We start from the raw sequence: 24986 nt of genomic DNA on the forward strand, positions 1-24986 counted from the left end.
CGGGGGCTCCAGAAATGAATCGGATGGTGGCGGTCTATCGCTTGGCTGTCACCGTGCGCCCACGAGTAGCTCGCAATACGCCCGAGTGCACCGCTTCACGACCACGGATCATCAGCCCGTGAATCCTTGCCCATCGGAGGCAGGCGGCAGCAGCCATCGACAACTCGACCTGGTTACGGTACGCGCGGTTACGCCATCCGGTCAAACCGGTGGCCGACACCCTGACAGCGCGCTGTCCCGCACAGACTAGGGGCAAGGGAACGCCCGGCGACATCGCATGGCACATTTGTACACACCCTGTGGACAACGACTTGAACCGTGTACCCCGGCCTGACTACCGTGGCTGGGCTCCGATTCCTTCACGCCCGTCCCGAGAACCACGCATTCGTGGGACCTGTCGGCGTCCCCCACCCAGCGAGTGAGAGAGCGTGCCCTGTGGCTGACGTACCCGCCGATCTTGCCGCAGTGTGGCCACGTGTGCTCGAGCGGCTGCTGGGAGAGGGCTCCGGGCAGGGCGGACAAGGCGTCGAGGCCAAGGACGAGCACTGGATCAAGCGGTGCCAGCCCCTCGCGCTGGTCGCCGACACCGCACTGCTCGCCGTCCCCAATGAATTCGCCAAGGGTGTGCTGGAGGGCCGGCTGGCCCCCGTCGTCAGCGAAACGTTGAGCCGGGAGTGCGGCCGCCCGATCCGCATCGCGATCACCGTGGACGAGTCCGCCGGCGAACCGATCGTTCCGCCGCAGCCCCAGCGCGAGCAGCGCGAGTCGTACGAGAGCTACGACGGCCGGGACGGCTATGGCCGCCAGGCGCCGGACGATCTTCCGTCGGCCCGCCCCGCGTACCCCGGGTATCAGCAGTCGCGCCCCGAACCGGGCGCCTGGCCGCGGGGCCGTGACGACTACGGCTGGCAGCAGCCCCGGCTCGGCGGCTTCCCCGAGAGCGATCCGTACGCCTCCCAGCACGCCCCCTCCGGTTACGACCAGCAGTCCGGCTATGACCAGCAGCCGCCGTACGAGCAGCCGCCGCGCGGCGACTACCGCGGTCCGGGCGCCGAGCGCCCCGGGCCGGGCGGTCCCGGTGGCATCCCCGGCCCCGGGCCGAGCCCCGAGCGCCCGCCGTACGAGCAGCGCCACGATCTGCCCGACCCGCTCGAGCGCGCCCGCGGCGGACCGCCCGTGCTGCCCTCGCAGACCGGCGCCCCCGGCCCGCTCGCCGCTCAGCCCGCGCCCGCGTCCGGCCCCGGAGAGCCGACCGCGCGGCTGAACCCCAAGTACCTCTTCGACACCTTCGTCATCGGCGCGTCCAACCGCTTCGCGCACGCCGCGGCGGTCGCCGTCGCCGAGGCGCCGGCCAAGGCGTACAACCCGCTGTTCATCTACGGCGAGTCCGGGCTCGGCAAGACCCACCTGCTGCATGCCATCGGGCACTACGCGCGCAGCCTCTACCCCGGCACCCGGGTGCGCTATGTGAGCTCGGAGGAGTTCACCAACGAGTTCATCAACTCCATCCGCGACGGCAAGGCGGACGCGTTCCGCAAGCGCTACCGCGACATGGACATCCTGCTGGTCGACGACATCCAGTTCCTGGCGAGCAAGGAGTCGACGCAGGAGGAGTTCTTCCACACCTTCAATACGCTCCACAACGCCAACAAACAGATCGTGCTCTCCTCCGACCGGCCGCCCAAGCAGCTGGTCACCCTGGAGGACCGGCTCCGCAACCGCTTCGAGTGGGGCCTGATCACCGATGTGCAGCCGCCGGAGCTGGAGACGCGCATCGCGATCCTCCGTAAGAAGGCGGTGCAGGAGCAGCTGAACGCGCCGCCGGAGGTGCTGGAGTTCATCGCCTCGCGGATCTCCCGCAACATCCGTGAGCTGGAGGGCGCGCTGATCAGGGTGACGGCCTTTGCGAGCCTGAACCGGCAGCCGGTGGACCTCGGGCTCACCGAGATCGTGCTGAAGGACCTGATCCCCGGCGGCGAGGACGCGGCCCCGGAGATCACCGCCACCGCGATCATGGCCGCGACCGCCGACTACTTCGGGCACACGGTCGACGATCTGTGCGGCGCCTCCCGCAGCAGGGTGCTGGTCACCGCGCGGCAGATCGCCATGTACCTCTGCCGGGAGCTGACCGATCTCTCGCTGCCCAAGATCGGCGCGCAGTTCGGCGGCCGGGACCATACGACGGTGATGCACGCCGACCGCAAGATCAGGGCGCTGATGGCCGAGCGGCGCTCCATCTACAACCAGGTGACCGAGCTGACCAACCGCATCAAGAACGGCTGAGAGGGGCCCGCGGGGCCACCGCGAACCGCTGAAGGGCGCTCCGGGACGGACAACTCCCGGGGCGCCCTTCGTCGTCCTCCCTCGTCACATCGCCGTCCCTCGTCGTTCACCGCTACGAAGCTGTTCGATTCCCTGCCCGGCCGACCCGGTTCTCCACAGATCCACGGCTCATCCACCGTCCACATCCTGGGGACGTGGGGGTTGTCCCGATCGTGTCCACAGGGTGCCCGGTGGAAAGGGGATCCCCCGAGGTCAGCCGGTTGTGGAATTGTGGCTATCGGGAGTCCACAGACTGTGGATGACCGAGATGCCCACAGACCGCGCGTCGGCTTGTCCACCGGCAACCCACAGCCGAAGGCCCGTTGCCCACAGCTTCTCCACACCGCTGTCCACTGTTCGGCAACGAAACGGCCACGGTCACCGGGCCGAGTGAAAGGCATCACACCGAAGAGGCGGGTTGGGCTGTGGGGAAGGTGGGTAAAACTGGGGACGGCGTTGGGGAGAACCGGGCGATGTCTGTGCATCGCATGTGCAGAACTCTTCGGCGTCCACAGACAGCCCTGGTTGTCCACCGCCCCCGCCCACAGGCCCGGTGGATAAAAAATCGCCTCTGGCCAGGGCGGATCGAGTTTTCCACGGTTTCCACAGGGCCTACTACTACGACCACATAGAGATAGCGAGGAAATCGCTTCGAAGTGGGGCCTGTGCACAACCTCGGGCCGAGCCGCCCGACACCCCGCGCACCGACTTGACCCCGAGCCGCACCGACTGTCGGCGGTGTGCGTCAGACTGGTCTCCGGCGACTCAGCCGACGACGAAGGCCAGCAGGGCGAGCCAGCAACAAGCAGGAGGCGGCTTACGGTGAAGATCCGGGTGGAGCGCGATGTACTCGCGGAGGCAGTGGCCTGGACGGCCCGCAGCCTCCCGGCCCGACCGCCGGTGCCCGTCCTCGCGGGCATCCTGATGAAGGCGGAGGAGGGCGCGCTCAGCCTCTCCGGCTTCGACTACGAGGTCTCGGCCCGCGTCTCGGTGGAGGCCGACATCGAGGACGACGGCACGGTCCTCGTCTCCGGCCGGCTCCTCGCCGACATCTGCCGCGCCCTCCCCAACCGTCCCGTGGAGATCTCCAGCGACGGGGTGCGGGTGACCGTGGTCTGCGGCTCCTCGCGATTCACACTCCACACCCTGCCTGTGGAGGAGTACCCGGCACTGCCGCAGATGCCGACCGCGACGGGCACCGTCCCCGGTGAGGTCTTCGCCGCCGCCGCGGCCCAGGTCGCCATCGCCGCCGGCCGTGACGACACCCTGCCGGTGCTCACGGGTGTGCGGATCGAGATCGAGGGCGACACCGTCACGCTGGCCTCCACCGACCGTTACCGCTTCGCGGTCCGCGAGTTCCTGTGGAAGCCCGAGACCCCGGACATCTCCGCCGTCGCGCTGGTGCCCGCCAAGACGCTTCTCGACACCGCCAAGTCGCTGACCAGCGGTGACACCGTGGCGCTCGCGCTCTCCGGCTCGGGTGCGGGCGAGGGCCTGATCGGCTTCGAGGGCGCCGGGCGCCGTACGACCACCCGGCTGCTCGAGGGCGACCTGCCGAAGTACCGCACGCTCTTCCCCACCGAGTTCAACTCGGTCGCGGTGATCGAGACCTCCCCGTTCGTCGAGGCCGTCAAGCGTGTGGCCCTGGTCGCCGAGCGCAACACCCCGGTCCGGCTCACCTTCGAGCAGGGCGTGCTGATCCTGGAGGCGGGGTCCAGCGACGACGCACAGGCTGTGGAAAGGGTGGACGCCCAGCTCGACGGCGACGACATCTCCATCGCCTTCAACCCGACGTTCCTGCTGGACGGCCTCAGCGCGATCGACTCGCCGGTCGCCCAGCTGTCCTTCACCACCTCGACCAAGCCCGCCCTGCTGAGTGGCAAGCCCGCCATGGACGCCGAGGCGGACGAGGCGTACAAGTACCTGATCATGCCGGTCCGACTGAGTGGCTGAAAGCCGAGCGAATGAGCAGGTGTAGCCCACATCTGTGCGGCTACCCGCGGGCGTAGGCTCGGTTTCACCGCGAAACGCAACGGACTACGGCATGAAGGATCACTGATGGAGCTCGGTCTCATCGGCCTCGGCAAGATGGGCGGCAACATGCGCGAGCGCATCCGCCGCGCAGGCCACACCGTCATCGGATACGACCGCAACCCGGACGTCGCCGATGTCCACAGCATCGATGAGCTCGTCAACCAGCTCAAGGGCCCGCGAGTGGTGTGGGTCATGGTCCCGGCGGGCGTTCCCACCCAGATCACCATCGATGAGCTGGCCGAGCTGCTGTCGCCCGGCGACATCGTCGTGGACGGCGGGAACTCCCGCTGGACCGACGACGAGAAGCACGCCGAGCAGCTCAACGCCAGGGGCATAGGCTTCGTCGACTGCGGTGTCTCCGGCGGTGTCTGGGGTCTGGAGAACGGCTACGCGCTGATGTACGGCGGCTCCGCCGACCATGTGGCCCAGGTCCAGCCGATCTTCGACGCGCTCAAGCCCGAGGGCGAGGGCGGCGCCGTCCACGCAGGCAAGGTCGGCGCGGGCCACTTCGCCAAGATGGTCCACAACGGCATCGAGTACGCGATGATGCAGGCGTACGCCGAGGGCTGGGAGCTGCTGGAGAAGGTGGACTCGGTCACCGACGTCCGCGAGGTCTTCCGCTCCTGGCAGGAGGGCACGGTCATCCGCTCCTGGCTGCTGGACCTGGCCGTCCGCGCCCTGGACGAGGACGAGCACCTGGGCAAGCTGCGGGGCTACGCGGAGGACTCCGGTGAGGGCCGCTGGACCGTGGAGGCCGCGATCGACAACGCCGTGCCGCTGCCCGCGATCACCGCGTCGCTCTTCGCCCGGTTCGCCTCCCGCCAGGAGGACTCGCCGCAGATGAAGATGGTCGCCGCGCTGCGCAATCAGTTCGGTGGCCACGCGGTCGAGAGCAACGAGAAGTAACCACCCCTCGGGGTGGAAGCAAGCAGTCCTGCCGGGGGAGGTCGGCGCAGCCCACTATGCACGTCACGCATCTCTCGCTCGCCGACTTCCGCTCGTACGTCCGGGCCGAGGTGGCGCTCGACCCGGGCGTCACGGCCTTCGTCGGGCCCAATGGCCAGGGCAAGACCAATCTCGTCGAGGCCGTCGGCTATCTCGCCACCCTCGGCAGCCATCGGGTCTCCTCAGACGCCCCGCTGGTGCGCATGGGCGCGGAGCGGGCCGTGGTCCGGGCCGCGGTCGTCCAGGGCGAACGGCAGCAGCTGATCGAGCTCGAGCTCAACCCGGGCAAGGCCAATCGCGCCCGTATCAATCGATCGTCGCAGGTCAGACCGCGTGATGTGCTGGGGATCCTGCGGTCGGTGCTGTTCGCGCCCGAGGATCTGGCCCTGGTCAAGGGCGATCCGGGCGAGCGCCGCCGGTTCCTGGACGAGCTGATCACCGCGCGGGCGCCCCGGATGGCGGGGGTCCGCTCCGACTACGACCGGGTGCTGAAGCAGCGCAACACCCTGCTGAAGACCGCCGCCCTGGCCCGGCGCCACGGTTCGCGCGGTGGGGGCGGCGACGCGGCCCTGTCCACCCTCGACGTCTGGGACCAGCATCTGGCCCGGGCCGGTGCCGAGCTGCTCGCCCAGCGGCTCGACCTGATCTCCGTGCTCCAGCCGCTCGCCGACAAGGCGTATGAGCAGCTCGCCCCGGGCGGCGGCCCGGTGCTGCTGGAGTACCGCGGTTCGGCCGGTGAGGGGCTGGCCGACGCGGGCAGCCGCGAGGAGCTGTACGAGCTGCTGATGGCCGCCCTCACCGAGGCCCGTAAGCAGGAGATCGAGCGCGGGGTCACGCTGGTGGGCCCGCACCGCGACGACCTGGTGCTCAAGCTGGGCCGGCTCCCCGCGAAGGGCTACGCCAGCCATGGCGAGTCCTGGTCGTACGCCCTCGCCCTGCGGCTGGCCTCCTACGATCTGCTGCGCACCGAGGCGGGCGAGCCGGTGCTGGTGCTCGACGACGTCTTCGCGGAGCTGGACGAGCGGCGCCGGGAGCGGCTGGCCGAGCTGGTCGCCCCCGGGGAGCAGGTGCTGGTGACGGCGGCGGTGGAGGACGACGTCCCGCATGTCCTGACCGGTACGCGCTATGCGGTGTCCGAGGGCGAGGTGAGGCGCGTATGACGGACGGGATGGACCAGCCCGCGCGGCCCTCCGCGGCGCCCGGGTCCTCGCCGGTGCCCGAGCCCTCAGGCGTGGATCTCGCGCGGGTGGCGCTGCGCGCCGCCAAGGAGCAGGCGCGCGCCCGGGGGGCCGCGGCCCAGCAGAAGAAGCAGGCGCGCAGAGGGGGCTTGCGCTCCGGCGCGCGCGCCGATGGCCGCGATCCGCTTCCGCTCGGTGCGGCGATCAACCGGCTGATCACCGAGCGTGGCTGGGAGACCCCGGCCGCGGTCGGCGGGGTGATGGGCCGCTGGCCCCAGATGGTGGGCCCCGAGGTGGCCCAGCACTGCGAGCCCCAGCGCTATGACGAGGACGCCCGGGTGCTCACGGTGCGCTGTGACTCCACGGCGTGGGCGACCCAGCTGCGGCTGCTCGCGCCGCAGCTCGTGGCCCGGCTCAACGCGGATCTGGGCCAGGGCACGGTGAAGCTGATCAAGGTTCTGGGCCCCGGCGGCCCGCCCCGCCGCTACGGCTCGCTGCGCTCCCCGGGCTCCACGGGCCCGGGGGACACCTACGGCTGACCAGGGTTCGAGCGCTGGTGTTAACCGGGGGTAACAGGGTGACTGCTGAGACCCCGGTCACGGTAGCCGGTGGTTGACAGCCCGAAGCGCTGAGTGGCGGCGTGAGCCTCTTGGAGCCCGTCCCCGCATATGGGGAGTCGGTGGCAGCCGGTTCAGGGCGGCACATGCGGACTCAGGCGGCAGCAAGCCCCCATTCTTGTCGGCGCTACCGGTAGACTGGGGCCGTACACCGTCGCCGCTGGCGCACCGAGCGCTTGCGGACACATGTTGAACGACGCAGCCGCTCCCGCCTGCCCGGAGACGGCTTGTGCTGTGCCAGAAAGGGCGCTTCGTGGCCGATTCCGGCAACCCCATCGAAAACATCCCGTCCACGCCCGACGGCGAGGCCCTGGCTCCGCCGTCGTACGACGCCAGTGCGATCACCGTTCTGGAGGGGCTTGAGGCGGTCCGCAAGCGACCCGGTATGTACATCGGTTCCACCGGTGAGCGCGGCCTGCACCACCTCGTCCAGGAGGTCGTCGACAACTCCGTCGACGAGGCCATGGCCGGTCACGCGGACACCATCGAGGTCACGATCCTCGCCGACGGCGGCGTCCGCGTCGTGGACAACGGCCGCGGCATCCCCGTGGGCATCGTCCCCTCGGAGGGGAAGCCGGCCGTGGAGGTCGTGCTGACCGTCCTGCACGCGGGCGGCAAGTTCGGCGGCGGCGGCTACGCCGTCTCCGGTGGTCTGCACGGCGTCGGCGTCTCCGTCGTCAACGCCCTGTCGACGAAGGTCTCGGTCGAGGTCAAGACGGACGGATACCGCTGGACTCAGGACTACAAGACCGGGGTGCCGACCGCGCCCCTGGCCCGGAACGAGGCCACGGAGGAGACCGGCACCACGGTCACCTTCTGGGCGGACCCGGACGTCTTCGAGACCACCGAGTACTCCTTCGAGACGCTGGCCCGGCGCTTCCAGGAGATGGCGTTCCTCAACAAGGGCCTGTCGATCTCGCTGACGGACGAGCGCGAGGCCCATGTGGACGAGGAGGGCAAGCCGCTCTCCGTGAAGTACCACTACGAGGGCGGCATCGTCGACTTCGTCACCTACCTCAACTCCCGCAAGGGCGAGCTGGTCCACCCCACGGTGATCGGCTTCGAGGCCGAGGACAAGGAGCGGATGCTCTCCCTCGAGATCGCGATGCAGTGGAACGCGCAGTACACCGAGGGTGTCTACAGCTTCGCGAACACCATCCACACCCATGAGGGCGGCACCCACGAGGAGGGCTTCCGCGCCGCGCTGACGTACCTGATCAACAAGTACGCGCGCGACAAGAAGCTGCTCCGGGAGCGCGACGACAACCTCACCGGTGAGGACATCCGCGAGGGTCTGACCGCGATCATCTCGGTCAAGCTGGGCGAGCCCCAGTTCGAGGGCCAGACCAAGACCAAACTGGGCAACACGGAGGCCAAGACCTTCGTCCAGAAGATCGTCAACGAGCATCTCGCCGACTGGCTGGACCGCAACCCCAACGAGGCGGCGGACATCGTCCGCAAGGGCATCCAGGCGGCCACGGCTCGTGTCGCGGCCCGTAAGGCGCGCGATCTGACCCGCCGCAAGGGGCTGCTGGAGACCGCGTCGCTGCCGGGCAAGCTGAGCGACTGCCAGTCCAACGACCCGTCGAAGTGCGAGATCTTCATCGTCGAGGGTGACTCCGCCGGCGGCTCGGCCAAGTCCGGCCGTAACCCGCAGTATCAGGCGATCCTCCCGATCCGAGGCAAGATCCTCAACGTCGAGAAGGCCCGGGTCGACAAGATCCTGCAGAACAACGAGGTCCAGGCGCTGATCTCCGCCTTCGGCACCGGGGTGCACGAGGACTTCGACATCGCCAAGCTCCGCTATCACAAGATCATCCTGATGGCGGACGCCGATGTCGACGGCCAGCACATCAACACCCTGCTGCTGACCTTCCTCTTCCGTTTCATGCGCCCGCTGGTCGAGGCGGGGCATGTCTTCCTGTCCCGTCCGCCCCTCTACAAGATCAAGTGGGGCCGGGACGAGGTCGAGTACGCGTACTCGGACCGGGAGCGGGACGCGCTGATCCAGGCCGGCCGGGAGCATGGCAAGCGCATCAAGGACGACTCGGTCCAGCGCTTCAAGGGTCTGGGCGAGATGAACGCCGAAGAGCTGCGGGTGACCACGATGGACCCCGACCACCGCGTCCTGGGCCAGGTCACGCTGGACGACGCGGCCCAGGCCGACGACCTGTTCTCGGTCCTCATGGGCGAGGACGTCGAGGCACGGCGCTCGTTCATCCAGCGCAACGCCAAGGATGTCCGCTTCCTCGACATCTGAGTCGGCCCCCAGCCGCAGACGACGACAAGGACTTTGACCAGCAATGGCCGACGAGAACACCCCGAACACGCCCGACGACCTGACCCCCGACGAGCTCGCCGAGGGCGCCGCCCTCCGCGTCGAGCCGGTCGGCCTCGAGACGGAGATGCAGCGCTCGTACCTCGATTACGCGATGAGCGTGATCGTCAGCCGTGCGCTGCCCGACGTCCGGGACGGCCTCAAGCCGGTGCACCGCCGGGTGCTGTACGCGATGTACGACGGCGGGTACCGCCCCGAGAAGGGCTTCTACAAGTGCGCCCGCGTCGTCGGCGACGTCATGGGCACCTACCACCCGCACGGCGACTCGTCGATCTACGACGCGCTGGTGCGGCTGGCCCAGCCGTGGTCCATGCGGATGCCGCTGGTCGACTCCAACGGCAACTTCGGCTCCCCGGGCAACGACCCCGCGGCGGCCATGCGGTACACCGAGTGCAAGATGGCGCCGCTGGCCATGGAGATGCTCCGGGACATCGACGAGGAGACCGTCGATTTCCAGGACAACTACGACGGCCGTAACCAGGAGCCGACGGTCCTGCCGTCGCGCATCCCGAACCTGCTGGTCAACGGCTCGGCGGGGATCGCGGTCGGCATGGCCACCAACATCCCGCCGCACAACCTGCGCGAGGTCGCCGAGGGCGCCCAGTGGTTCCTGGCCAACCCGCAGGCCACCCAGGAGGAGCTGCTCGACGCCCTGGTCGACCGGATCAAGGGCCCGGACTTCCCGACCGGCGCGCTGGTCGTCGGCCGTAAGGGCATCGAGGAGGCGTACCGCACCGGGCGTGGCTCGATCACCATGCGCGCGGTGGTGGAGGTCGAGGAGATCCAGGGCCGGCAGTGCCTGGTGGTCACCGAGCTGCCGTACCAGGTGAACCCGGACAACCTCGCGCAGAAGATCGCCGACCTGGTGAAGGACGGCAAGATCGGCGGCATCGCCGACGTCCGCGACGAGACCTCATCGCGCACCGGCCAGCGCCTGGTCATCGTGCTCAAGCGGGACGCGGTCGCCAAGGTCGTCATCAACAACCTCTACAAGCACACCGATCTGCAGACCAACTTCGGCGCCAACATGCTGGCGCTGGTCGACGGTGTGCCGCGCACCCTCTCGCTGGACGCGTTCATCCGCAACTGGGTCACCCACCAGATCGAGGTCATCGTCCGCCGGACCCGCTTCCGGCTGCGCAAGGCCGAGGAGCGGGCGCACATCCTGCGCGGTCTGCTCAAGGCCCTGGACGCGATCGACGAGGTCATCGCGCTGATCCGGCGCAGCGACACGGTGGAGACCGCGCGCGAGGGCCTGATGGGCCTGCTGGAGATCGACGAGATCCAGGCGAACGCGATCCTCGAGATGCAGCTGCGGCGGCTGGCCGCCCTGGAGCGTCAGAAGATCGTCCAGGAGCACGACGAGCTGCAGGCCAAGATCAACGAATACAACGCGATCCTGGCCTCGCCCGAGCGGCAGCGGCAGATCATCAGCGAGGAGCTGACCGCGATCGTCGAGAAGTACGGCGACGACCGGCGCACCAAGCTGGTCCCCTTCGACGGCGACATGTCCATCGAGGACCTGATCGCCGAGGAGGACATCGTCGTCACGATCACCCGCGGCGGCTATCTGAAGCGCACCAAGACCGAGGACTACCGCTCGCAGAAGCGCGGCGGCAAGGGCGTGCGCGGGACGAAGCTGAAGCAGGACGACATCGTCGAGCACTTCTTCGTCTCGACCACCCACCACTGGCTGCTGTTCTTCACCAACAAGGGCCGGGTCTACCGGGCGAAGGCGTACGAGCTGCCGGACGCGGGACGCGACGCGCGCGGCCAGCATGTGGCGAACCTGCTGGCCTTCCAGCCCGATGAGAAGATCGCGCGAATTCTCGCCATCCGGGACTACGAGGCGGTGCCGTACCTGGTGCTGGCCACCAAGTCCGGCCTGGTGAAGAAGACCCCGCTGAAGGACTACGACTCGCCCCGCTCGGGCGGTGTGATCGCGATCAACCTCCGGGAGATGGAGGACGGCCGCGAGGACGAGCTGATCGGCGCCGAGCTGGTCTCCTCCGCGGACGATCTGCTGCTGATCAGCAAGAAGGCGCAGTCGATCCGGTTCACGGCGACCGATGACTCGCTGCGGCCGATGGGGCGCGCGACCTCCGGTGTGAAGGGCATGAGCTTCCGCGAGGGTGATGAACTCCTCTCGATGAATGTGGTCCGGCCCGGTACGTTCGTGTTCACCGCCACCGACGGCGGGTACGCGAAGCGGACCAATGTCGACGAGTACCGCGTCCAGGGGCGCGGCGGTCTCGGCATCAAGGCGGCGAAGATCGTCGAGGACCGTGGTTCCCTGGTCGGGGCGCTGGTGGTCGAGGAGACCGATGAGATCCTCGCCATCACGCTCAGCGGTGGCGTGATCCGCACCCGGGTCAATGAGGTCAGGGAGACGGGCCGTGACACCATGGGCGTCCAACTGATCAACCTGGGCAAGCGCGATGCCGTCGTCGGCATCGCCCGGAACGCCGAGGCCGGTCGTGAGGCTGAAGAGGTCGAGGAAGAAACCGCGACCGCGAACGCGCCAGCCGAGGAGGCCGCGTCCGAGGCGGCCGAGGGCACAGCGCCCCCGGCCGACGAGACCGAGGAGTAAGTCGTGAGTGGAGCCACGGGTGCCGCGGGCGGCGGTGCGGACGCCGGGGGGCGTCCGGGATCGGGAGCCCCGACGGGCGGTCACACCGCTGAGGACGGCGCCCGTGGCCCGGCCGGGGACTCCGCCGCCGCGGCGGTGACCGAGACCCGGAAGCTGCGGCCGCAGCGCGATCCGAACCCCAAGCCCCAGTACTCCAGCCCGCTCCCCAACGAGCGTCCCGCCCCCGCCCAGCCCGCGCAGCCGTACCACCCGCCGCAGGCATACGCCCCGCCGCCCGGCGGCGGGTCTGGACGGGGCGGCTCGGTGCCCGGGCAGTCGGCCCAGGCCGCCCAGACGGGGCACCAGCAGGCCGCCACGGCCGTCCGGCGCCCCCGTACGTCCGCGGGGGCCCGTCCGGCGCCGCGGACCCGCAAGGCGCGGCTGCGGGTCGCCAGGGTCGATCCGTGGTCGGTCATGAAGGTCAGCTTCCTGCTGGCGATCGCGCTGGGGATCTGCACGGTGATCGCGGTGGCGGTGCTGTGGATGGTCATGGACGCCATGGGCGTCTTCAGCGCGGTGGGCGGCACCATCAGCGACGCCACGGAGTCGCAGAAGGGCAGCGGGTTCGACCTGGAGTCCTTCCTGTCGCTTCCGCGTGTCCTGGGGTTCACCGGGATCATCGCCGTGATCAATGTGGTGCTGGCGACCGCGCTGGCCACGCTCGGGGCCTTCATCTACAACCTGTCGGCGGGCTTCGTGGGCGGCGTCGAGCTGACCCTGGCCGAGGACGAGTAGCGGCCCGCCGTTACCGATTTTGGGACAGGGCAGGTGGTGCGCTAATCTTTCGGTGCAGCGCGGGGCTATAGCTCAGACGGTTAGAGCGCTTCCCTGATAAGGAAGAGGCCACAGGTTCAAGTCCTGTTAGCCCCACCGTCGCGATCAGCCTGGATGGAGATCTTCTCCGTCCAGGCTGATGTCGTATGGGGGCAGGGAGTTGATCCCCGCTTCCTTCCCGGTTTCTCACCGGCCAATGCCGGTCATAGGTCACCGATCGGTATCGGTCGGTGTGTATCATCGGGCGCCAGAGGTCCCCTACGTCAAGAAAGAGACGAGGTAGCGCGGTGAAGAAGCTGCTCCTGGTCGCACTGGCCGCCATCGGCGGGCTCCTCGTGTACCGCCAGATCCAGGCGGATCGCGCCGAGCAGGATCTGTGGACGGAGGCGACCGACTCCGTGCCCGCAGGTTCGGGTGTGTGAGCTCCTCCAACAGTCCCGGTACGGGGCCCCGACCGCTGGAGCGGTCGGGGCCCCGTCCGCTTTACTGGCGCCGTGGCGGGGAAGGGGCGGGGGCGTCGTGGGGATGGGATGACGGGGGCCTTCGTGTTTCACTCTCTGTTTCACTCTCGCAAACGAATGGCTTGCACAGGCAAAGTTGAGCGGGCCGGCCGGGCCGGGTTGAACGAGCCGATCAGGCCGGGGCTGAGCGGGCCGACCGGCCGGTACGACGAGGAGCGACGCGCGATGAAGGACCGCCGCAAGGTCAGGGCCGGTCTCGCCGCGGCGGCGGCGGCGCTGTGCGCGGTGGCCGCGGCACCGGGGACGTCCCTCGCCGACGGCGCCGCCGGGGCCCGGGCGTACGAGGCCCGCGGCACCCGGATATCCGGCTCGGAGGGTGATGCGGGCGCCCCTTCCCTGGCGGCCGGCCGCACCTATGTCGACAGCGTCGGGCCGGGCGAGAAGCGGTACTACGGCGTGACGCTCGACACGAAGTCAGCCGCCTATGTCTCGGCGGTCGCGGCACCCCGGCCGGGCGCGGAGGTGACCTCGTACCGCGATGGCGTGAAGGTGACCCTGGAGAGCCCCGACGGGGGCATCTGCGGCACCGCCTCCCCGAAGATCGAGACGAGCGGTGTGGCCTATCCCCTGGCCGACTACGCCTCCCGCCAGATCGACTCCGGCCCGGCCTCCTGCCACCAGGCGGGGCGCTATGTGGTGACCGTGGAGCGCCAGTCCGGGTCACCGGACCCGGAGCGCTGGCCCGTGGAGCTCCGGCTGATGGTGGAGCCACCGGTGAAGGGCGGGGCCACGGGGGCGGCACCGGAGGGGAGTTCGAGCTCGCCGGCGCCCGAGGCGCCGGACGGCACTCCGCTGCCGAGGCGCGGCGGGCGCGGCTTCACCGACGCGCCGACCCTGGGGACCGGGGTGTGGAAGGACGAGATCACGCCGGGGGAGACGCACTACTACCGGGTGCCCGTGGACTGGGGACAGCGCCTGGCGGCCACCGCCGAACTGTCCGCCGACGGCAAGGACCAGAGCGCCCGTCTGCTCGACCGTGCCCTGGCGCTGCACGCGTACAACCCGGCGCGCGGGCTCGCGAAGCGCGGCACCCCCGCCGCGCAGGACGGCGAGTCGCCCCGCACCCAGGTGGCCACCTCGCCGGTGGCCTACGGAAACCGGTATGCGAACACCGGCTCCACGGTTCGCGCGATGAGCTTCAGCGGTGGGTACTTCCTGGCGGTCACCCTCAACCCGCCGCAGGTGGCACCGCATCTGAACAGCCCGGTGCCGGTCGTGCTGCGGGTCCGGGTCGCGGGCGACGCGCGCGGCGGGCCCACTTACGACGAGGACCCGGTCAAGGCGGGGTTCGGCCTCACGGCGGCCGACCGGCAGGCGGCCAAGCGCCATCCGGACGCGGCGGAAGGCGACCGGATGGGGGCTTCCGGCTCCGGCGCCGCCGACTCGAAGGACGCGCTGCGGGTGGTGGGGTACGCGGGTATCGGCACCGGGACGGTGCTGGTGCTGGGGCTCGGGGTGTGGACGCTCACCGCCCGGCGGCGGGCCTCGGCGGGGCGGCGGTACGGGCCGCCGCCTGCTTGGTAGTTGGGCTGGGCCTGGGGCCTGCTGGGGGCTGGGGTCTGCGGCTTGCTGGGGGGGCTGGGGTCTGGGATTTGCTTCGTGGTCGTGGTCGTGGTCGTGGTCGTGGCCTGGGGCGGGGTCAGCCCGCTGCCACCAGGGCCCATGCGCCGATGGCGAAGCACAGCGCCGCCACGATCAGGATCGAGAGCGCCGCTTTCCGGGACGGTCCGGGGCGCCGCCGCGTCGCCGGGGGAACCTGCGGCCGCTCCGCGGTGTATGGACGAGTAGGAGGAAAGTCACGCGGGAGCGGCGTTGGTGTCGGGGTCGGAGTCGGCGTGGGTGTCGGCGTTGGCGTCGGTGTCGGCGTGGGAGCCGCGTTCGGAGTGGGAGCGGGGGTGGGCGTATGCGGGTGCGGGTGCTGCACCGGCTGTACGGGGTGTGGGGGCTGCTGTTGTGCGTGGTGCGGGTGGTGTACGGGCGGCTGTGGGGCCGGTGGGATCGGGGCCGCCGTCGAGGGGGTCGGCGGGGTCAGCGGATGGGGTATCGACGGCCGCTGGACCGGTGGGGGCGGAGTCGCGGGTCGGCCGGCCGGCGGCGGGGGCGTCGGCGTCGGTGGGCCCGCGGGCTGCGGCGGTGGGGTCCGGTGCGGTGGGGTCTGGTTCGGGGGCGTCTGGGCGTGCGGGGGTTCGGGGTGCCGGACTTCGGAGGGCGAGGCGCCGGAGGACGGAGCCCCAGGAGTCCCGGGGGCCCCAGGAGTCCCGGGGGCCCCAGGAGTCCCGGGGGCCCCGGGAGTTCCAGGGGCCTCGGGGGCCTCGGTGTGCGGGGCGCGCGGCTGGTCGTTCCGGGGGAGCGGCGGGGGGAGGGTGAAGCTGCCGGTGTCGGACATGGACGGCCGCGGGGCGGCCGGCTGCGGAGGAGCGGCCGCGTCGGGGCCGGGGGCTGCCTCGTCGGCGGAGCCCGAGTCGGCGGCGGGCTGGGGCCGGGACGGCGCCGCACCGTTGTCCTGGGCCGGGTCGGCCTTCGCATGGCGGCGGCGCGGCCGGGTGGGGCCGTCGGGGCCGAATCCGGTGGGCAGCGGCCCGAGTTGGTCGAACACCTCGATGGCATCGTCGTCCAGGTCGGCCTCGGGCAGCAGGTCGACCGCGGTCGCCAGTGCCTTCCGCGCGCCATTGGCGGTGCGGAAGCGGTTCTCGGGGTCCGGCTGCAGCAGCCCCGCGAGCACCTGCCACAGCGGTTCGGGCACCCCGGTGGGCGCGTTCGGCACCCCTTGCTCGAAGAGCTTGACGAGCGCTTCCGCGTCCGGCTTGTGCCCGGTGATCAGATAGAGCGCCACCAGCCCGACGGCGAAGAGGTCCGCCGGGAAGTCGGGGTCGTCGCCCATCATCTGCTCGGGCGCGAAGTAACCGGGGGTGCCCATCACGTAGTTGGCCTCGGTGAGGCGGGGCTCGCCCTTGGTCAGCGCGATGCCGAAGTCGGACAGCCGGACGTGCGGCCGCCCGGTCCCGGTGGATTCCAGCAGGATGTTCGCGGGTTTGATGTCCCGGTGCACCACACCCTCGGCGTGCACCGCGGCCAGTCCGGAGAGCAGCTGGTCGAGCAGGGTGCACACATAGCGGGGCGGCAGCGGGCCGTAGTCCCCGATCAGATGGGCGAACGAGCCGCCGCCCACCAGGTCCATGGTGAACAGCACCTTGTCGTCGTCGGCCGCCCAGCTGGCCGGTGCCAGCACATGGGGGTGGTCGATCCGCAGGGCCTGTTCCCGGACGAAGCGCAGCAGCGTATGGGCGTCGCGTTGCTGGAGCACCTTCGCTGCCACGTACCGCCGGCGGCGGTGGTCCCAGACGCGCCATACGGCGCCCACGCCCCCGCGCCCGATCGGGTCCACCAGCTCGTACCGGCCCGCGAAGATCTCACCCATCGCGCCGTGCCCGCCCCGTCATCGACTCGTCAGCAGTTCAGCCCGTCAGCTCTGGTGCGCCTCGTAGTGGGCGACCGCCTCGGCGGTCCGCCCGGCGCCGTACACACGGAGAAACTCTGCCAGCTCGGGGTGGGTGGAGGCGAGGGAGTCGGCGGCATCGATGATGTCCCCCGCGGCCGCCACGGACCGCAGCAGCGACTGGATCTCGCGTACCACTCGCCGTACGGTCGGGGCGCCCGTGCTCGCCGTGGTCTGGGTGGAGTTGAGGACCGAGCCGCCCGCGGACTTCTTGATCTCCTCCATGCGCTCGGCGGCCTCGGCGGCGCTGACCCTGCCGTCCGCCGCCTGGCTGGACAGCTCCTGCAGCGCCTGCACCCGCTGGACCACGGCGGGGTTGCCGATCTTGGCACGCTGGCCGCTCATGAGCTGCGAGAGCATGGGCGCGGACAGACCGAGGACGGCGGCGAGACGGGCTTGGTTCAGACCGAGATCGTCGATGAGACGGCGAAAGAGCGCCCCCAGCGGCTCCCCGTACCAGCTGCGCTGAAGCTCCCGTGCGCGCGCCGTGGCATCCTGCTGTGTTGCGTCCATCTCGCTCTCCCCTTCGCTTCGCTGCCGCGAATCTTGCGTGGCATCCTACGGAGAGCGCTACGCGCGAGCGATACCCGGTCGGGAATGGTGGTCGGTACCAGGTATCCTGATCGGCGAAGGGGCCTTAGCTCAGTTGGTAGAGCGCCGTCTTTGCATGGCGGATGTCAGGAGTTCGACTCTCCTAGGCTCCACCTCCATCACCAGCCAGGACGCCGGACCGGTGTCCTGGCTGATGCGTTTTCGCCCCTGATATCGGTGTTGCCACTCTTGTCATTGCCCGGCGCAACACCCGCGGGATGCTCCAGGGTGTTTTCCACAACTCGGGCAGATCGCCCGGGAGTCGTCTGATCGGCGCGGTGCGCCGTACAGGGGGACACGATGGGTGAGCTGCATCCGCTGGGCGAGAACCTGCCCGAGGAGTGCCGGGCGTTCGCTGTGGAGCTGAGGAAGCTGTTCCTGGGGCTGGGGGTCTCGGTGCGCAGATACGCGGTGCGCAGGCACCGGGATCCGAGCACCATCTCGCGGTTCCTGAACGGCACCCGCATCCCGCCGTGGGAGTTCGTCTTCGATCTGTTCACCGATCTCGCCGAGCGGCGGGGCGTCGCTCCCACCCCGGCCGCCATCGAGCTGGTGCGGGAGCTGCACCGGGCCGCGGTCCGCACCAGCCGCTCCCCCGGGCACGCCATGGAGATCCTGCAGATCCAGCTGGCCGACGCCGACCGGGATGCGCGGGTCTCCATGGCGCACCAGGACGTGCTGGGCGGGGCGCTGCTGGACCTCAAGCACCGCATCGCCGATCTCGAGGTGCGGCTGAACCAGGCCGAGGCGGCATGGGCGACGGAGCGCGCCCGGGCGGACGCGCTGGAGCGGGACATCCCGGACCGGGATGAGCTGATCAAGGAGCGGGACCTGCTCCAGCAGGAGGTGCGGCGGCTCACCGAGGAGCTGGACGAGGTGCGGCTGCGGGGGCGGCTGGCGGAGGAGCGCTGTCTGGTCCTGGAGCGGCAGCTGGCCATGGTGGAGTCCCAGCGACCGGCCGCGGTGCCACTGCAGGAGGAGGAGCCCATGGGACGGGAGGGGCCCGCGGCGCCCCAGCGGGCCATGGGGCCGCGGCCGAAGATCCTCGTGGTGGACGACCAGCAGAACAATCTGCTGGCCATGGAGGCCGTGCTGGCCACGCTCGACCAGGAGCTGGTGACCGCGACCTCCGGACAGGAGGCCCTCAAGGCGCTGCTCGACCATGACGACTTCGCGGTGATCCTGCTGGATGTGCAGATGCCCGAGATGGACGGCTACGAGACGGCGGCCCACATCAAGCGGCGCCCCCGTAACCGCGACATCCCGATCATCTTCCTCACCGCGATGGGCTCCGATCCCGAGCACTCCTCGCGGGGCTATGCGGCCGGTGCGGTGGACTACATGGCCAAGCCGTTCGACCCCTGGGCGCTGCGGGCCAAGGTCTCGGTCTTCACCGAGATCTTCCTGGAGCGGCGGCAGCGCCGCTCCCAGGGGGAGGACCCGGCTGACTGAGCCGTAGCCGTAGCCGTAGCCGGAACCGGGGACAGGGCCGGAGACGGGACGAGGGGCGGGAGATCAGGAGATCTCCCGCCCCTCACGGAGGGCTCGCGCCGGGCGCCGTGAGCGGCGCCGTCAGCGCTCGTCGTCCCTGCGGGCCTCGGCCTCGGCCTGCTTGGCCTGCACCTCGGGGTCGAGGGCGTTCTGGTCGCTGCCGTCCACCGCCGAGAGCCGCTCGCGGTCACCCACCTCGGTCGCCGCCGGGGGCTCGACCAGCCAGTCGGGGTTGGCCTGCTTGTCCCACCACTTCCACGCGGCGAAGACGCCCGCGCCGACCAGCCCGATGAAGGTCGCCCGCTTGGCGAAGCGGGCGGTCCGGGCCCGGCGGCGGTGCTTCCGGGCGAGCTTCTCGATCTCCGCGGCCGTCACATGGGTGCGCAGCGCCGCGATGGCCGCCGCCGTGCGGATGGTCGCCTCCTCGCGCGCCGGCCCTGCGGCGGCGCGCACCCCGGCCATCGCCTGCTCCACCCGCGGTGCGGTGTAGTCGGCGGCGTGGCGTGCCGCCTTGCGGGTCCGCTTGGCGGCCCGTGTGGCGGCCTTGTCCACCTTCGGCGGCAGGGTGCCACGGGCCTGGTTGAGCCGTGGTGCGACATGGGCGTGGTACTGAGCACCGGCCGTGGACCGGGCCTGGTGTGCCGCGGTCGAGACCTTCGGCGCCAGCCGGACGCGGGCCTCGTGCGCGTAGCGCGTCGCGGTGTCCTTGGCCGTGCCGGCATAGGGCGCCACCGCCTCCGCGGCGTGCAGGACGCTGCCCTTGGCTGTGCCGGTCGCGGCTCGCACGCTGTCAATGCGGGTCACGGGATCCTCCTCCTCGGTGGCGTGGTCGAGCTCCGGGGTTCAGAGTCGTGCGTTCTCGTTGCGCGCTCTATTTGCCCAGTTTCGTGTTTCCATCCCAAGAAAGATCATGCCTGTTTGTGGAGATCATGCCCGTTGGCGGCGCGGTCGGCATGTGTGATCGGGCATCCGGGTTATAGGGATGATTCTCGGGGAAACCACGCGGATCGGCGCGCCCGGGGCCGCCTCAGCGGCTACTCGTCCGCCTTGCGTCCGTGCGAGGATCAGGAGACGTAAGTGAAAACGATGGAAGGTTGATCGTGGCCGAGCAGCTATACGCCACCCTGAAGACGAACAACGGCGACATCGTGGTCCGGCTGCTGCCGAACCACGCGCCCAAGACGGTCAAGAACTTTGTCGAACTGGCCGAAGGCAGTCGCGAGTGGACCCACCCGGCCACCGGCAAGAAGGCCAAGGAGAAGCTCTACGACGGCACCGTCTTCCACCGCGTGATCAGTGGCTTCATGATCCAGGGCGGTGACCCGCTGGGCAACGGGACCGGTGGTCCCGGCTATGAGTTCGGCGACGAGTTCCACCCGGACCTGGCCTTCAACAAGCCGTACCTGCTGGCGATGGCCAACGCCGGCCCGGGCACCAACGGCTCGCAGTTCTTCATCACGGTCGCCCCGACCGCGTGGCTGACCGGTAAGCACACCATCTTCGGCGAGGTCGTCGACGAGGGCAGCAAGAAGGTCGTCGACGCGATCGCGGGCACCGCGACCAACCCGCGCACCGACCGTCCGCTCCAGGACGTCGTCATCGAGTCGGTCGTCGTGGAGACACGCGAGGGCTGAAGCCGTACGGGGAACTTTCATGCCCCGCTTGTCCGTGTGAACAAGTGTCCGTGTGAACAAGCGGGGCGGGGGAACGCCCGATCAGAAGTGGACAAGGGGCGAGGGGACACCATGGAGGACCAGGCGGTCTGTTGCTACCGGCACCCCCAGCGGGAGACCGGCATCAGCTGCACCCGCTGTGAGCGCCCGATCTGCCCCGAGTGCATGATCAGCGCGTCTGTGGGGTTCCAGTGCCCCGAGTGTGTGAGCGGACGGGCGCCCGCCGGATCCGGGGCCTCGGCCGCCGGACCCCCGCCGCGCGCCGCCCAGCCGCGCACCCTGGCGGGCGGCACGATGGCCTCGGACCCGCGGCTGATCACCAAGATCCTGGTGGCCATCAACATCGCGGTATGGCTCGCCGCGCTGTCCGCGGGCGACCGGCTGGTGAACGACCTCGACCTGGTCGGCCGGGCCTACGACCCCGGTACGGTGCAGATCGTCGGCGTCGCCGAGGGCCAGTGGTGGCGGCTGGTGACCTCGGTCTTCCTCCACCAGCAGCTGATGCACATCGCCTTCAACATGCTCTCGCTGTGGTGGATCGGCGGCCCGCTGGAGGCCGCGCTCGGCCGTGTCCGCTTCATCGTGCTCTACATGCTGTCGGGGCTGGGCGGCAGCGCGTTGTCGTATCTCCTGGCGGCGCAGAACCAGCCGTCGCTGGGCGCCTCCGGCGCGATCTTCGGCCTGCTCGGCGCCACCGCCGTGCTGATGCGCCGGCTGAACTACGACATGCGGCCGGTCATCGCGCTGCTGGCGCTGAATCTGCTCTTCACCTTCACCTGGTCCGGCATCGCCTGGCAGGCCCATGTCGGCGGCCTGGTCGCGGGCACGGTGGTGGCGTACGGGATGGTGCACGCGCCCCGGGAGAAGCGGGCGCTGGTGCAGCGGGGGACCTGCGCCCTGGTGCTGCTCGCGATCGTCGCGATGGTGTGGATCCGGACGGTGCAGCTCACCGGCTGAAGCTCATCGGCCGAGCGGAGTGGTCGGCCGATGAGCGGCAGGCCATCGGCCACCTGGGACGGCCCGGATCCGGTCAGTTGTCCACAGCGCGTGGCGGATCTTACGCAACCTGTGGAGAACTTGCGTACGCCCCCCGACTGACCTGCGTTTTCGCAGGAAGACGGGGGTGTGAACGATCGAACGGATGCCCGTCACCGGTCACACCGGCGTCAACACGGCAGAGGTTATCCACAGATCTTCTGAGTTTTCCCCGGCTGTGGATAACTCTGTGGACAACCTGGGGACGAGCGTGAGGACCGCCTGGTCACTTCCACTGGGTGGAGACGACGAACCCCGCGGCGATGAAGCCGAAGCCCACCACGATGTTCCAGTTCCCCAGCGACTCGACCGGCATGTCCCCCGTGGTCACGTAGAAGATGACGATCCACGCGAGGCCGATCAGGAACATGGCCAGCATCAGCGGTGCCACCCACCGGCGGCCGCTGTTCAGACTGATGCTGGCTGCCTGCTTCGCCGGCGGCGGCGTGAAGTCGTCCTTCTTGCGGATCCGTGACTTCGGCACGAGGAACTCTCCTGTCGATGCGCTGCGTGACCGCGCGGGGATGTGTACGGACGGCGCCGGGGCGGGACAGCGACGGGGACCACGTCCCTCCCCCACACGTCCGTTAGCGTAGTCCTTCCGCGGCGTCGTAAGGAGTAAGGGTACGTTGAGCAATTCCGCTGACTCCCCCACCCCGGCGTCCCGCCGCCCCCGGTTCCGCCCCGTGCGGCTGCTGACCGGAGCGGTCTTCGCGCTGGCCGGAGTGATCTTCTGGACCAGTTTCAACACGGCCCAGGGCACCAACCTCCGCAGCGACGAATCGATGCTGCGGCTCTCCGACCTCATTCAGGAACGCAGCCGTAAGAACGGCACCCTGGACGACAGCACCGCCAAAATACGCTCCGAGGTCGACGCCCTCGCCCGGCGGGACAACGGCAGCACCCAGGCCGAGCGCCGCAAGCTGGCCGAGCTGGAGGAGACCGCCGGCACCAAGAAGCTCACCGGCCCCGGGCTCACCGTCACCCTCACCGACGCCCCGCCGAACGCCACCCCGCAGATCCCCGGCGTCCCGGATCCCCAGCCCAACGATCTCGTCATCCACCAGCAGGATCTCCAGGCCGTGGTCAACGCGCTGTGGCAGGGCGGCGCCGAGGGGATCAAGGTCATGGACCAGCGGCTGATCTCCACCAGCGCGGTGCGCTGCGTCGGCAACACCCTGATCCTCCAGGGCCAGGTCTACTCGCCGCCCTACAAGGTCACCGCCGTGGGTGACCGGGAGAAGCTGGGCGCCGCCCTCGCCGCCTCGCCCGCGATCCAGAACTACCGCAGCTATGTCGACGCGTACGGCCTCGGCTGGAAAGTCGACCAGCACGACACGGTGACTCTTCCCGGTTACTCCGGCACAGTGGATCTGCACCAGGCACAGCCCATCGGATAGCACCGGCTGACCGGCGCGCGGCACCGGGTCGGCGGGGCGGACAGTGGGGGCCGATTGAGAACACGGCTGATCGTCAGAACGCTCAGTGAGATCTGCGTCACCGTCGGAGTCTTGATCATCCTTTTGGTGGTCTACGTCCTGTACTGGACCTCCGTACGGGCCGACCGCGCCATGGACGGCGAGATCGACCACCTCCAGGACCGCTGGGCCACCGGCACGGTCAGCGCGGGTGCCGAGCCCTCCTCGCGGCCCCGCCGCTACGAGCCCGGCGCCTCCTTCGCGATCATGTACATCCCGCGCTTCGGCGCCGACTGGGCCAAGCCCGTCCTCGAGGGCACCGCCACCGGCACCCTGAAGAAGGGGCTCGGCCACTACTCCCGCACCGCCCGCCTCGGTGCCCTCGGCAACTTCGCCGTCGCCGGGCACCGCCGCACCTACGGCGACCCCTTCAAGGACTTCCCCGAGCTGCGCCCCGGTGACGCGGTGGTGCTGACCGACGGCACCACCTGGTTCACCTACCGCGTCGACCGCCGTCCCTACCGCACCCTGCCGACCGACACCGGGGTGATCGATCCAGTGCCGCGCGCGTCCGGCTTTCGGCGACCCGGCCGCTATCTCACGCTGACGACCTGCGAGCCGGAGTGGGGCCACAGCCACCGGCTGATCAGCTGGGCACACCTCGACGCGACCCAATCCGTAGCCCAAGGCAAGCCCAAGGCTTTGTACAGCTGACCCTCCGGCCCCACCCCTCGCCCCTTACTCTGGTGCTGCACTCCGGTGCTGCAATCGACTTCGTCATCGGTGAGTAGGGATGGCATGTACGGCTGGATCTGGCGGCATCTGCCGGGTAACGCATGGGTGCGGGCACTGATTTCGCTCGTGCTGGTGCTGGCGATCGTCTTCGTGCTCTTCCAGTACGTCTTCCCCTGGGCGGAGCCCCTGCTGCCGTTCAACGACGTGACGGTCGACCAGGGAATGGCGGGTCCGCGATGAGCGCGCGCATCCTGGTCGTCGACAACTACGACAGCTTCGTCTTCAACCTCGTCCAGTACCTCTACCAGCTCGGCGCCGAGTGCGAGGTGGTGCGCAACGACGAGGTCTCCCTCGGCCACGCCCAGGACGGCTTCGACGGGGTTCTGCTGTCCCCCGGGCCCGGCACCCCGGAGGAGGCCGGGGTCTGCGTCGACATGGTCCGGCACTGCGCGGACACCGGCGTACCGGTGTTCGGCGTCTGCCTGGGGATGCAGTCCATGGCCGTCGCGTACGGCGGGGTCGTCGGACGGGCCCCGGAGCTGCTGCACGGCAAGACCTCGCTGGTGACCCATGAGGGAGCCGGCGTCTTCAGCGGGCTGCCCACCCCCTTCACCGCCACCCGCTATCACTCGCTGGCCGTGGAACGGGGGACGGTGCCCCCCGAGCTGGAGATCACGGCCTGGACGGAGACCGGCATCGCCATGGGTCTGCGCCACCGTGAACTGCGGGTCGAGGGCGTCCAGTTCCACCCCGAGTCGGTCCTCACCGAATGGGGCCACCGGATGCTCGCCAACTGGCTGGTGGAGTGCGGGGACACGGATGCCGTGGGGCGGTCCGCGGGGCTCGCCCCGGTGGTCGGGGCGGTCGGCGGTAAGGCCGGCGAGTGACCGGACCGCGCCCCGAGCGCGAGGGCGCCGCCCAGGGCACCCGGGAGCCCGCCCCGTACGCGCCGTACGGGTCTCATGAGCAACACGCCGCCCCTGGTGCGCATGGCGCCCACGCCGCCCAGGGGGACCCGGACGCGTTCCCGGCGGCGGCCGCGGAGGGCCCGCGGGACCCGCTGACCGACCCGCTGCCGGACTCCGCCCCGGCCGGGCCGACGGGCACCCCCGCCGGGCCGACGGGCACCCCGGCCGGGCTCACGGGGCGCGCCGTGGGCACCGCGTCGCTCTCCGTGCCGCCGCCCACC

At 70.1% G+C, this 24986-nt stretch carries 21 protein-coding genes, 2 tRNA genes and 1 pseudogene; 20 read left to right on the forward strand and 4 right to left on the reverse strand.

Annotated features, from left to right (window positions below; genetic code table 11):
* Window positions 1-435 precede the first annotated feature (435 nt).
* From dnaA to IEJ02_RS36605, 11 genes are all read left to right on the forward strand, one after another.
* Entirely contained in the window at window positions 436-2283 is a 1848-nt protein-coding gene (gene dnaA / locus IEJ02_RS36555) for a chromosomal replication initiator protein DnaA (RefSeq protein ID WP_191068724.1), read from the forward strand.
* 861 nt (window positions 2284-3144) lie between these two features.
* Window positions 3145-4275, forward strand: a complete 1131-nt coding sequence (gene dnaN, locus IEJ02_RS36560; RefSeq protein ID WP_137978705.1) for a DNA polymerase III subunit beta — start codon at window positions 3145-3147, stop codon at window positions 4273-4275.
* A gap of 105 nt (window positions 4276-4380) precedes the next feature.
* The gene (gene gnd, locus IEJ02_RS36565; protein ID WP_191068725.1) at window positions 4381-5262 is read left to right on the forward strand and encodes a phosphogluconate dehydrogenase (NAD(+)-dependent, decarboxylating); all 882 of its coding nucleotides are present in this window, start codon (window positions 4381-4383) and stop codon (window positions 5260-5262) included.
* A gap of 56 nt (window positions 5263-5318) precedes the next feature.
* The gene (gene recF, locus IEJ02_RS36570; protein ID WP_191068726.1) at window positions 5319-6461 is read left to right on the forward strand and encodes a DNA replication/repair protein RecF; all 1143 of its coding nucleotides are present in this window, start codon (window positions 5319-5321) and stop codon (window positions 6459-6461) included.
* Entirely contained in the window at window positions 6458-7018 is a 561-nt protein-coding gene (locus tag IEJ02_RS36575; protein WP_137978707.1) for a DciA family protein, read from the forward strand. The genes recF and IEJ02_RS36575 overlap by 4 nt, the downstream gene beginning before the upstream one ends.
* A gap of 307 nt (window positions 7019-7325) precedes the next feature.
* A complete protein-coding gene (gene gyrB, locus IEJ02_RS36580) occupies window positions 7326-9356 on the forward strand; it encodes a DNA topoisomerase (ATP-hydrolyzing) subunit B (RefSeq protein WP_191068727.1) in 2031 nt (676 codons plus the stop codon).
* 43 nt (window positions 9357-9399) lie between these two features.
* A complete protein-coding gene (gyrA, locus tag IEJ02_RS36585) occupies window positions 9400-12024 on the forward strand; it encodes a DNA gyrase subunit A (RefSeq protein WP_191068728.1) in 2625 nt (874 codons plus the stop codon).
* Window positions 12025-12027: 3 nt separating this feature from the next.
* The gene (locus IEJ02_RS36590) at window positions 12028-12798 is read left to right on the forward strand and encodes a DUF3566 domain-containing protein (RefSeq protein WP_191068729.1); all 771 of its coding nucleotides are present in this window, start codon (window positions 12028-12030) and stop codon (window positions 12796-12798) included.
* A 61-nt stretch (window positions 12799-12859) separates the two neighbouring features.
* Window positions 12860-12933, forward strand: a tRNA-Ile gene (locus IEJ02_RS36595).
* A 191-nt stretch (window positions 12934-13124) separates the two neighbouring features.
* On the forward strand, window positions 13125-13259 hold the full coding sequence (locus IEJ02_RS49260; protein ID WP_003958712.1) for a DLW-39 family protein: 135 nt from the start codon (window positions 13125-13127) through the stop codon (window positions 13257-13259).
* 264 nt (window positions 13260-13523) lie between these two features.
* Entirely contained in the window at window positions 13524-14882 is a 1359-nt protein-coding gene (locus IEJ02_RS36605) for a hypothetical protein (protein WP_191068730.1), read from the forward strand.
* Window positions 14883-14997: 115 nt separating this feature from the next.
* Here the strand turns inward: IEJ02_RS36605 and IEJ02_RS36610 are convergent, their stop codons facing one another.
* Entirely contained in the window at window positions 14998-16776 is a 1779-nt protein-coding gene (locus IEJ02_RS36610) for a serine/threonine-protein kinase (RefSeq protein WP_191068731.1), read from the reverse strand.
* Window positions 16777-16821: 45 nt separating this feature from the next.
* A complete protein-coding gene (locus IEJ02_RS36615) occupies window positions 16822-17367 on the reverse strand; it encodes a helix-turn-helix domain-containing protein (RefSeq protein WP_137978711.1) in 546 nt (181 codons plus the stop codon).
* A gap of 118 nt (window positions 17368-17485) precedes the next feature.
* Here IEJ02_RS36615 and IEJ02_RS36620 point away from each other — a divergent pair.
* A tRNA-Ala gene (locus IEJ02_RS36620) sits at window positions 17486-17558 on the forward strand.
* A gap of 187 nt (window positions 17559-17745) precedes the next feature.
* Window positions 17746-18897, forward strand: coding sequence for a response regulator (locus tag IEJ02_RS36625; RefSeq protein ID WP_191068732.1), 1152 nt, complete (start codon window positions 17746-17748; stop codon window positions 18895-18897).
* A gap of 120 nt (window positions 18898-19017) precedes the next feature.
* Here IEJ02_RS36625 and IEJ02_RS36630 read toward each other — a convergent pair whose 3' ends face one another.
* A complete protein-coding gene (locus IEJ02_RS36630; RefSeq protein ID WP_191068733.1) occupies window positions 19018-19740 on the reverse strand; it encodes a DUF5324 family protein in 723 nt (240 codons plus the stop codon).
* Window positions 19741-20036: 296 nt separating this feature from the next.
* Here IEJ02_RS36630 and IEJ02_RS36635 point away from each other — a divergent pair, with 296 nt between their 5' ends.
* Window positions 20037-20570 carry a peptidylprolyl isomerase gene (locus tag IEJ02_RS36635; RefSeq protein WP_137978714.1) on the forward strand — a complete coding sequence of 178 codons (534 nt, stop codon included), beginning with the start codon at window positions 20037-20039 and terminating at the stop codon, window positions 20568-20570.
* 111 nt (window positions 20571-20681) lie between these two features.
* Complete coding sequence (locus IEJ02_RS36640; RefSeq protein WP_191068734.1) at window positions 20682-21566, forward strand: rhomboid family intramembrane serine protease; 885 nt, start codon at window positions 20682-20684, stop codon at window positions 21564-21566.
* A gap of 304 nt (window positions 21567-21870) precedes the next feature.
* Here the strand turns inward: IEJ02_RS36640 and crgA are convergent, their stop codons facing one another.
* The gene (gene crgA, locus IEJ02_RS36645; RefSeq protein ID WP_020869949.1) at window positions 21871-22128 is read right to left on the reverse strand and encodes a cell division protein CrgA; all 258 of its coding nucleotides are present in this window, start codon (window positions 22126-22128) and stop codon (window positions 21871-21873) included.
* Between the two features lie 145 nt (window positions 22129-22273).
* On the opposite strand from crgA, the gene IEJ02_RS36650 reads away from it, so the two are divergent.
* From IEJ02_RS36650 to IEJ02_RS36670, 5 genes and pseudogenes are all read left to right on the forward strand, one after another.
* Window positions 22274-23044 carry a DUF881 domain-containing protein gene (locus IEJ02_RS36650; RefSeq protein WP_137978716.1) on the forward strand — a complete coding sequence of 257 codons (771 nt, stop codon included), beginning with the start codon at window positions 22274-22276 and terminating at the stop codon, window positions 23042-23044.
* Window positions 23045-23098: 54 nt separating this feature from the next.
* Window positions 23099-23776 carry a class E sortase gene (locus IEJ02_RS36655; RefSeq protein WP_137978717.1) on the forward strand — a complete coding sequence of 226 codons (678 nt, stop codon included), beginning with the start codon at window positions 23099-23101 and terminating at the stop codon, window positions 23774-23776.
* An 84-nt stretch (window positions 23777-23860) separates the two neighbouring features.
* Window positions 23861-24037 (forward strand): hypothetical protein, encoded by a 177-nt coding sequence (locus IEJ02_RS36660; protein ID WP_020869946.1) that lies wholly within the window; start codon window positions 23861-23863, stop codon window positions 24035-24037.
* Window positions 24034-24684 (forward strand): aminodeoxychorismate/anthranilate synthase component II, encoded by a 651-nt coding sequence (locus IEJ02_RS36665; protein WP_137978718.1) that lies wholly within the window; start codon window positions 24034-24036, stop codon window positions 24682-24684. The genes IEJ02_RS36660 and IEJ02_RS36665 overlap by 4 nt, the downstream gene beginning before the upstream one ends.
* A pseudogene (locus IEJ02_RS36670) lies at window positions 24681-24986 on the forward strand (class E sortase); the annotation flags it as partial. The gene IEJ02_RS36665 and the pseudogene IEJ02_RS36670, both read left to right, overlap by 4 nt.

Source organism: Streptomyces sp. 5-10, assembly GCF_014712245.1.
Classification (GTDB): Bacteria; Actinomycetota; Actinomycetes; order Streptomycetales; family Streptomycetaceae; genus Streptomyces; species Streptomyces violaceusniger.

Excerpts from the sequence above, each read along its gene's own strand:
- gnd (WP_191068725.1), top strand. The coding sequence starts at position 4,381 with ATGGAGCTCGGTCTCATCGGCCTCGGCAAGATGGGCGGCAACATGCGC.
- recF (WP_191068726.1), top strand. The coding sequence starts at position 5,319 with ATGCACGTCACGCATCTCTCGCTCGCCGACTTCCGCTCGTACGTCCGG.
- IEJ02_RS36575 (WP_137978707.1), top strand. The coding sequence starts at position 6,458 with ATGACGGACGGGATGGACCAGCCCGCGCGGCCCTCCGCGGCGCCCGGG.
- gyrA (WP_191068728.1), top strand. The coding sequence starts at position 9,400 with ATGGCCGACGAGAACACCCCGAACACGCCCGACGACCTGACCCCCGAC.
- IEJ02_RS36605 (WP_191068730.1), top strand. The coding sequence starts at position 13,524 with ATGAAGGACCGCCGCAAGGTCAGGGCCGGTCTCGCCGCGGCGGCGGCG.
- IEJ02_RS36610 (WP_191068731.1), bottom strand. The coding sequence starts at position 16,776 with ATGGGTGAGATCTTCGCGGGCCGGTACGAGCTGGTGGACCCGATCGGG.
- IEJ02_RS36615 (WP_137978711.1), bottom strand. The coding sequence starts at position 17,367 with ATGGACGCAACACAGCAGGATGCCACGGCGCGCGCACGGGAGCTTCAG.
- IEJ02_RS36625 (WP_191068732.1), top strand. The coding sequence starts at position 17,746 with ATGGGTGAGCTGCATCCGCTGGGCGAGAACCTGCCCGAGGAGTGCCGG.
- IEJ02_RS36640 (WP_191068734.1), top strand. The coding sequence starts at position 20,682 with ATGGAGGACCAGGCGGTCTGTTGCTACCGGCACCCCCAGCGGGAGACC.
- IEJ02_RS36660 (WP_020869946.1), top strand. The coding sequence starts at position 23,861 with ATGTACGGCTGGATCTGGCGGCATCTGCCGGGTAACGCATGGGTGCGG.
- IEJ02_RS36665 (WP_137978718.1), top strand. The coding sequence starts at position 24,034 with ATGAGCGCGCGCATCCTGGTCGTCGACAACTACGACAGCTTCGTCTTC.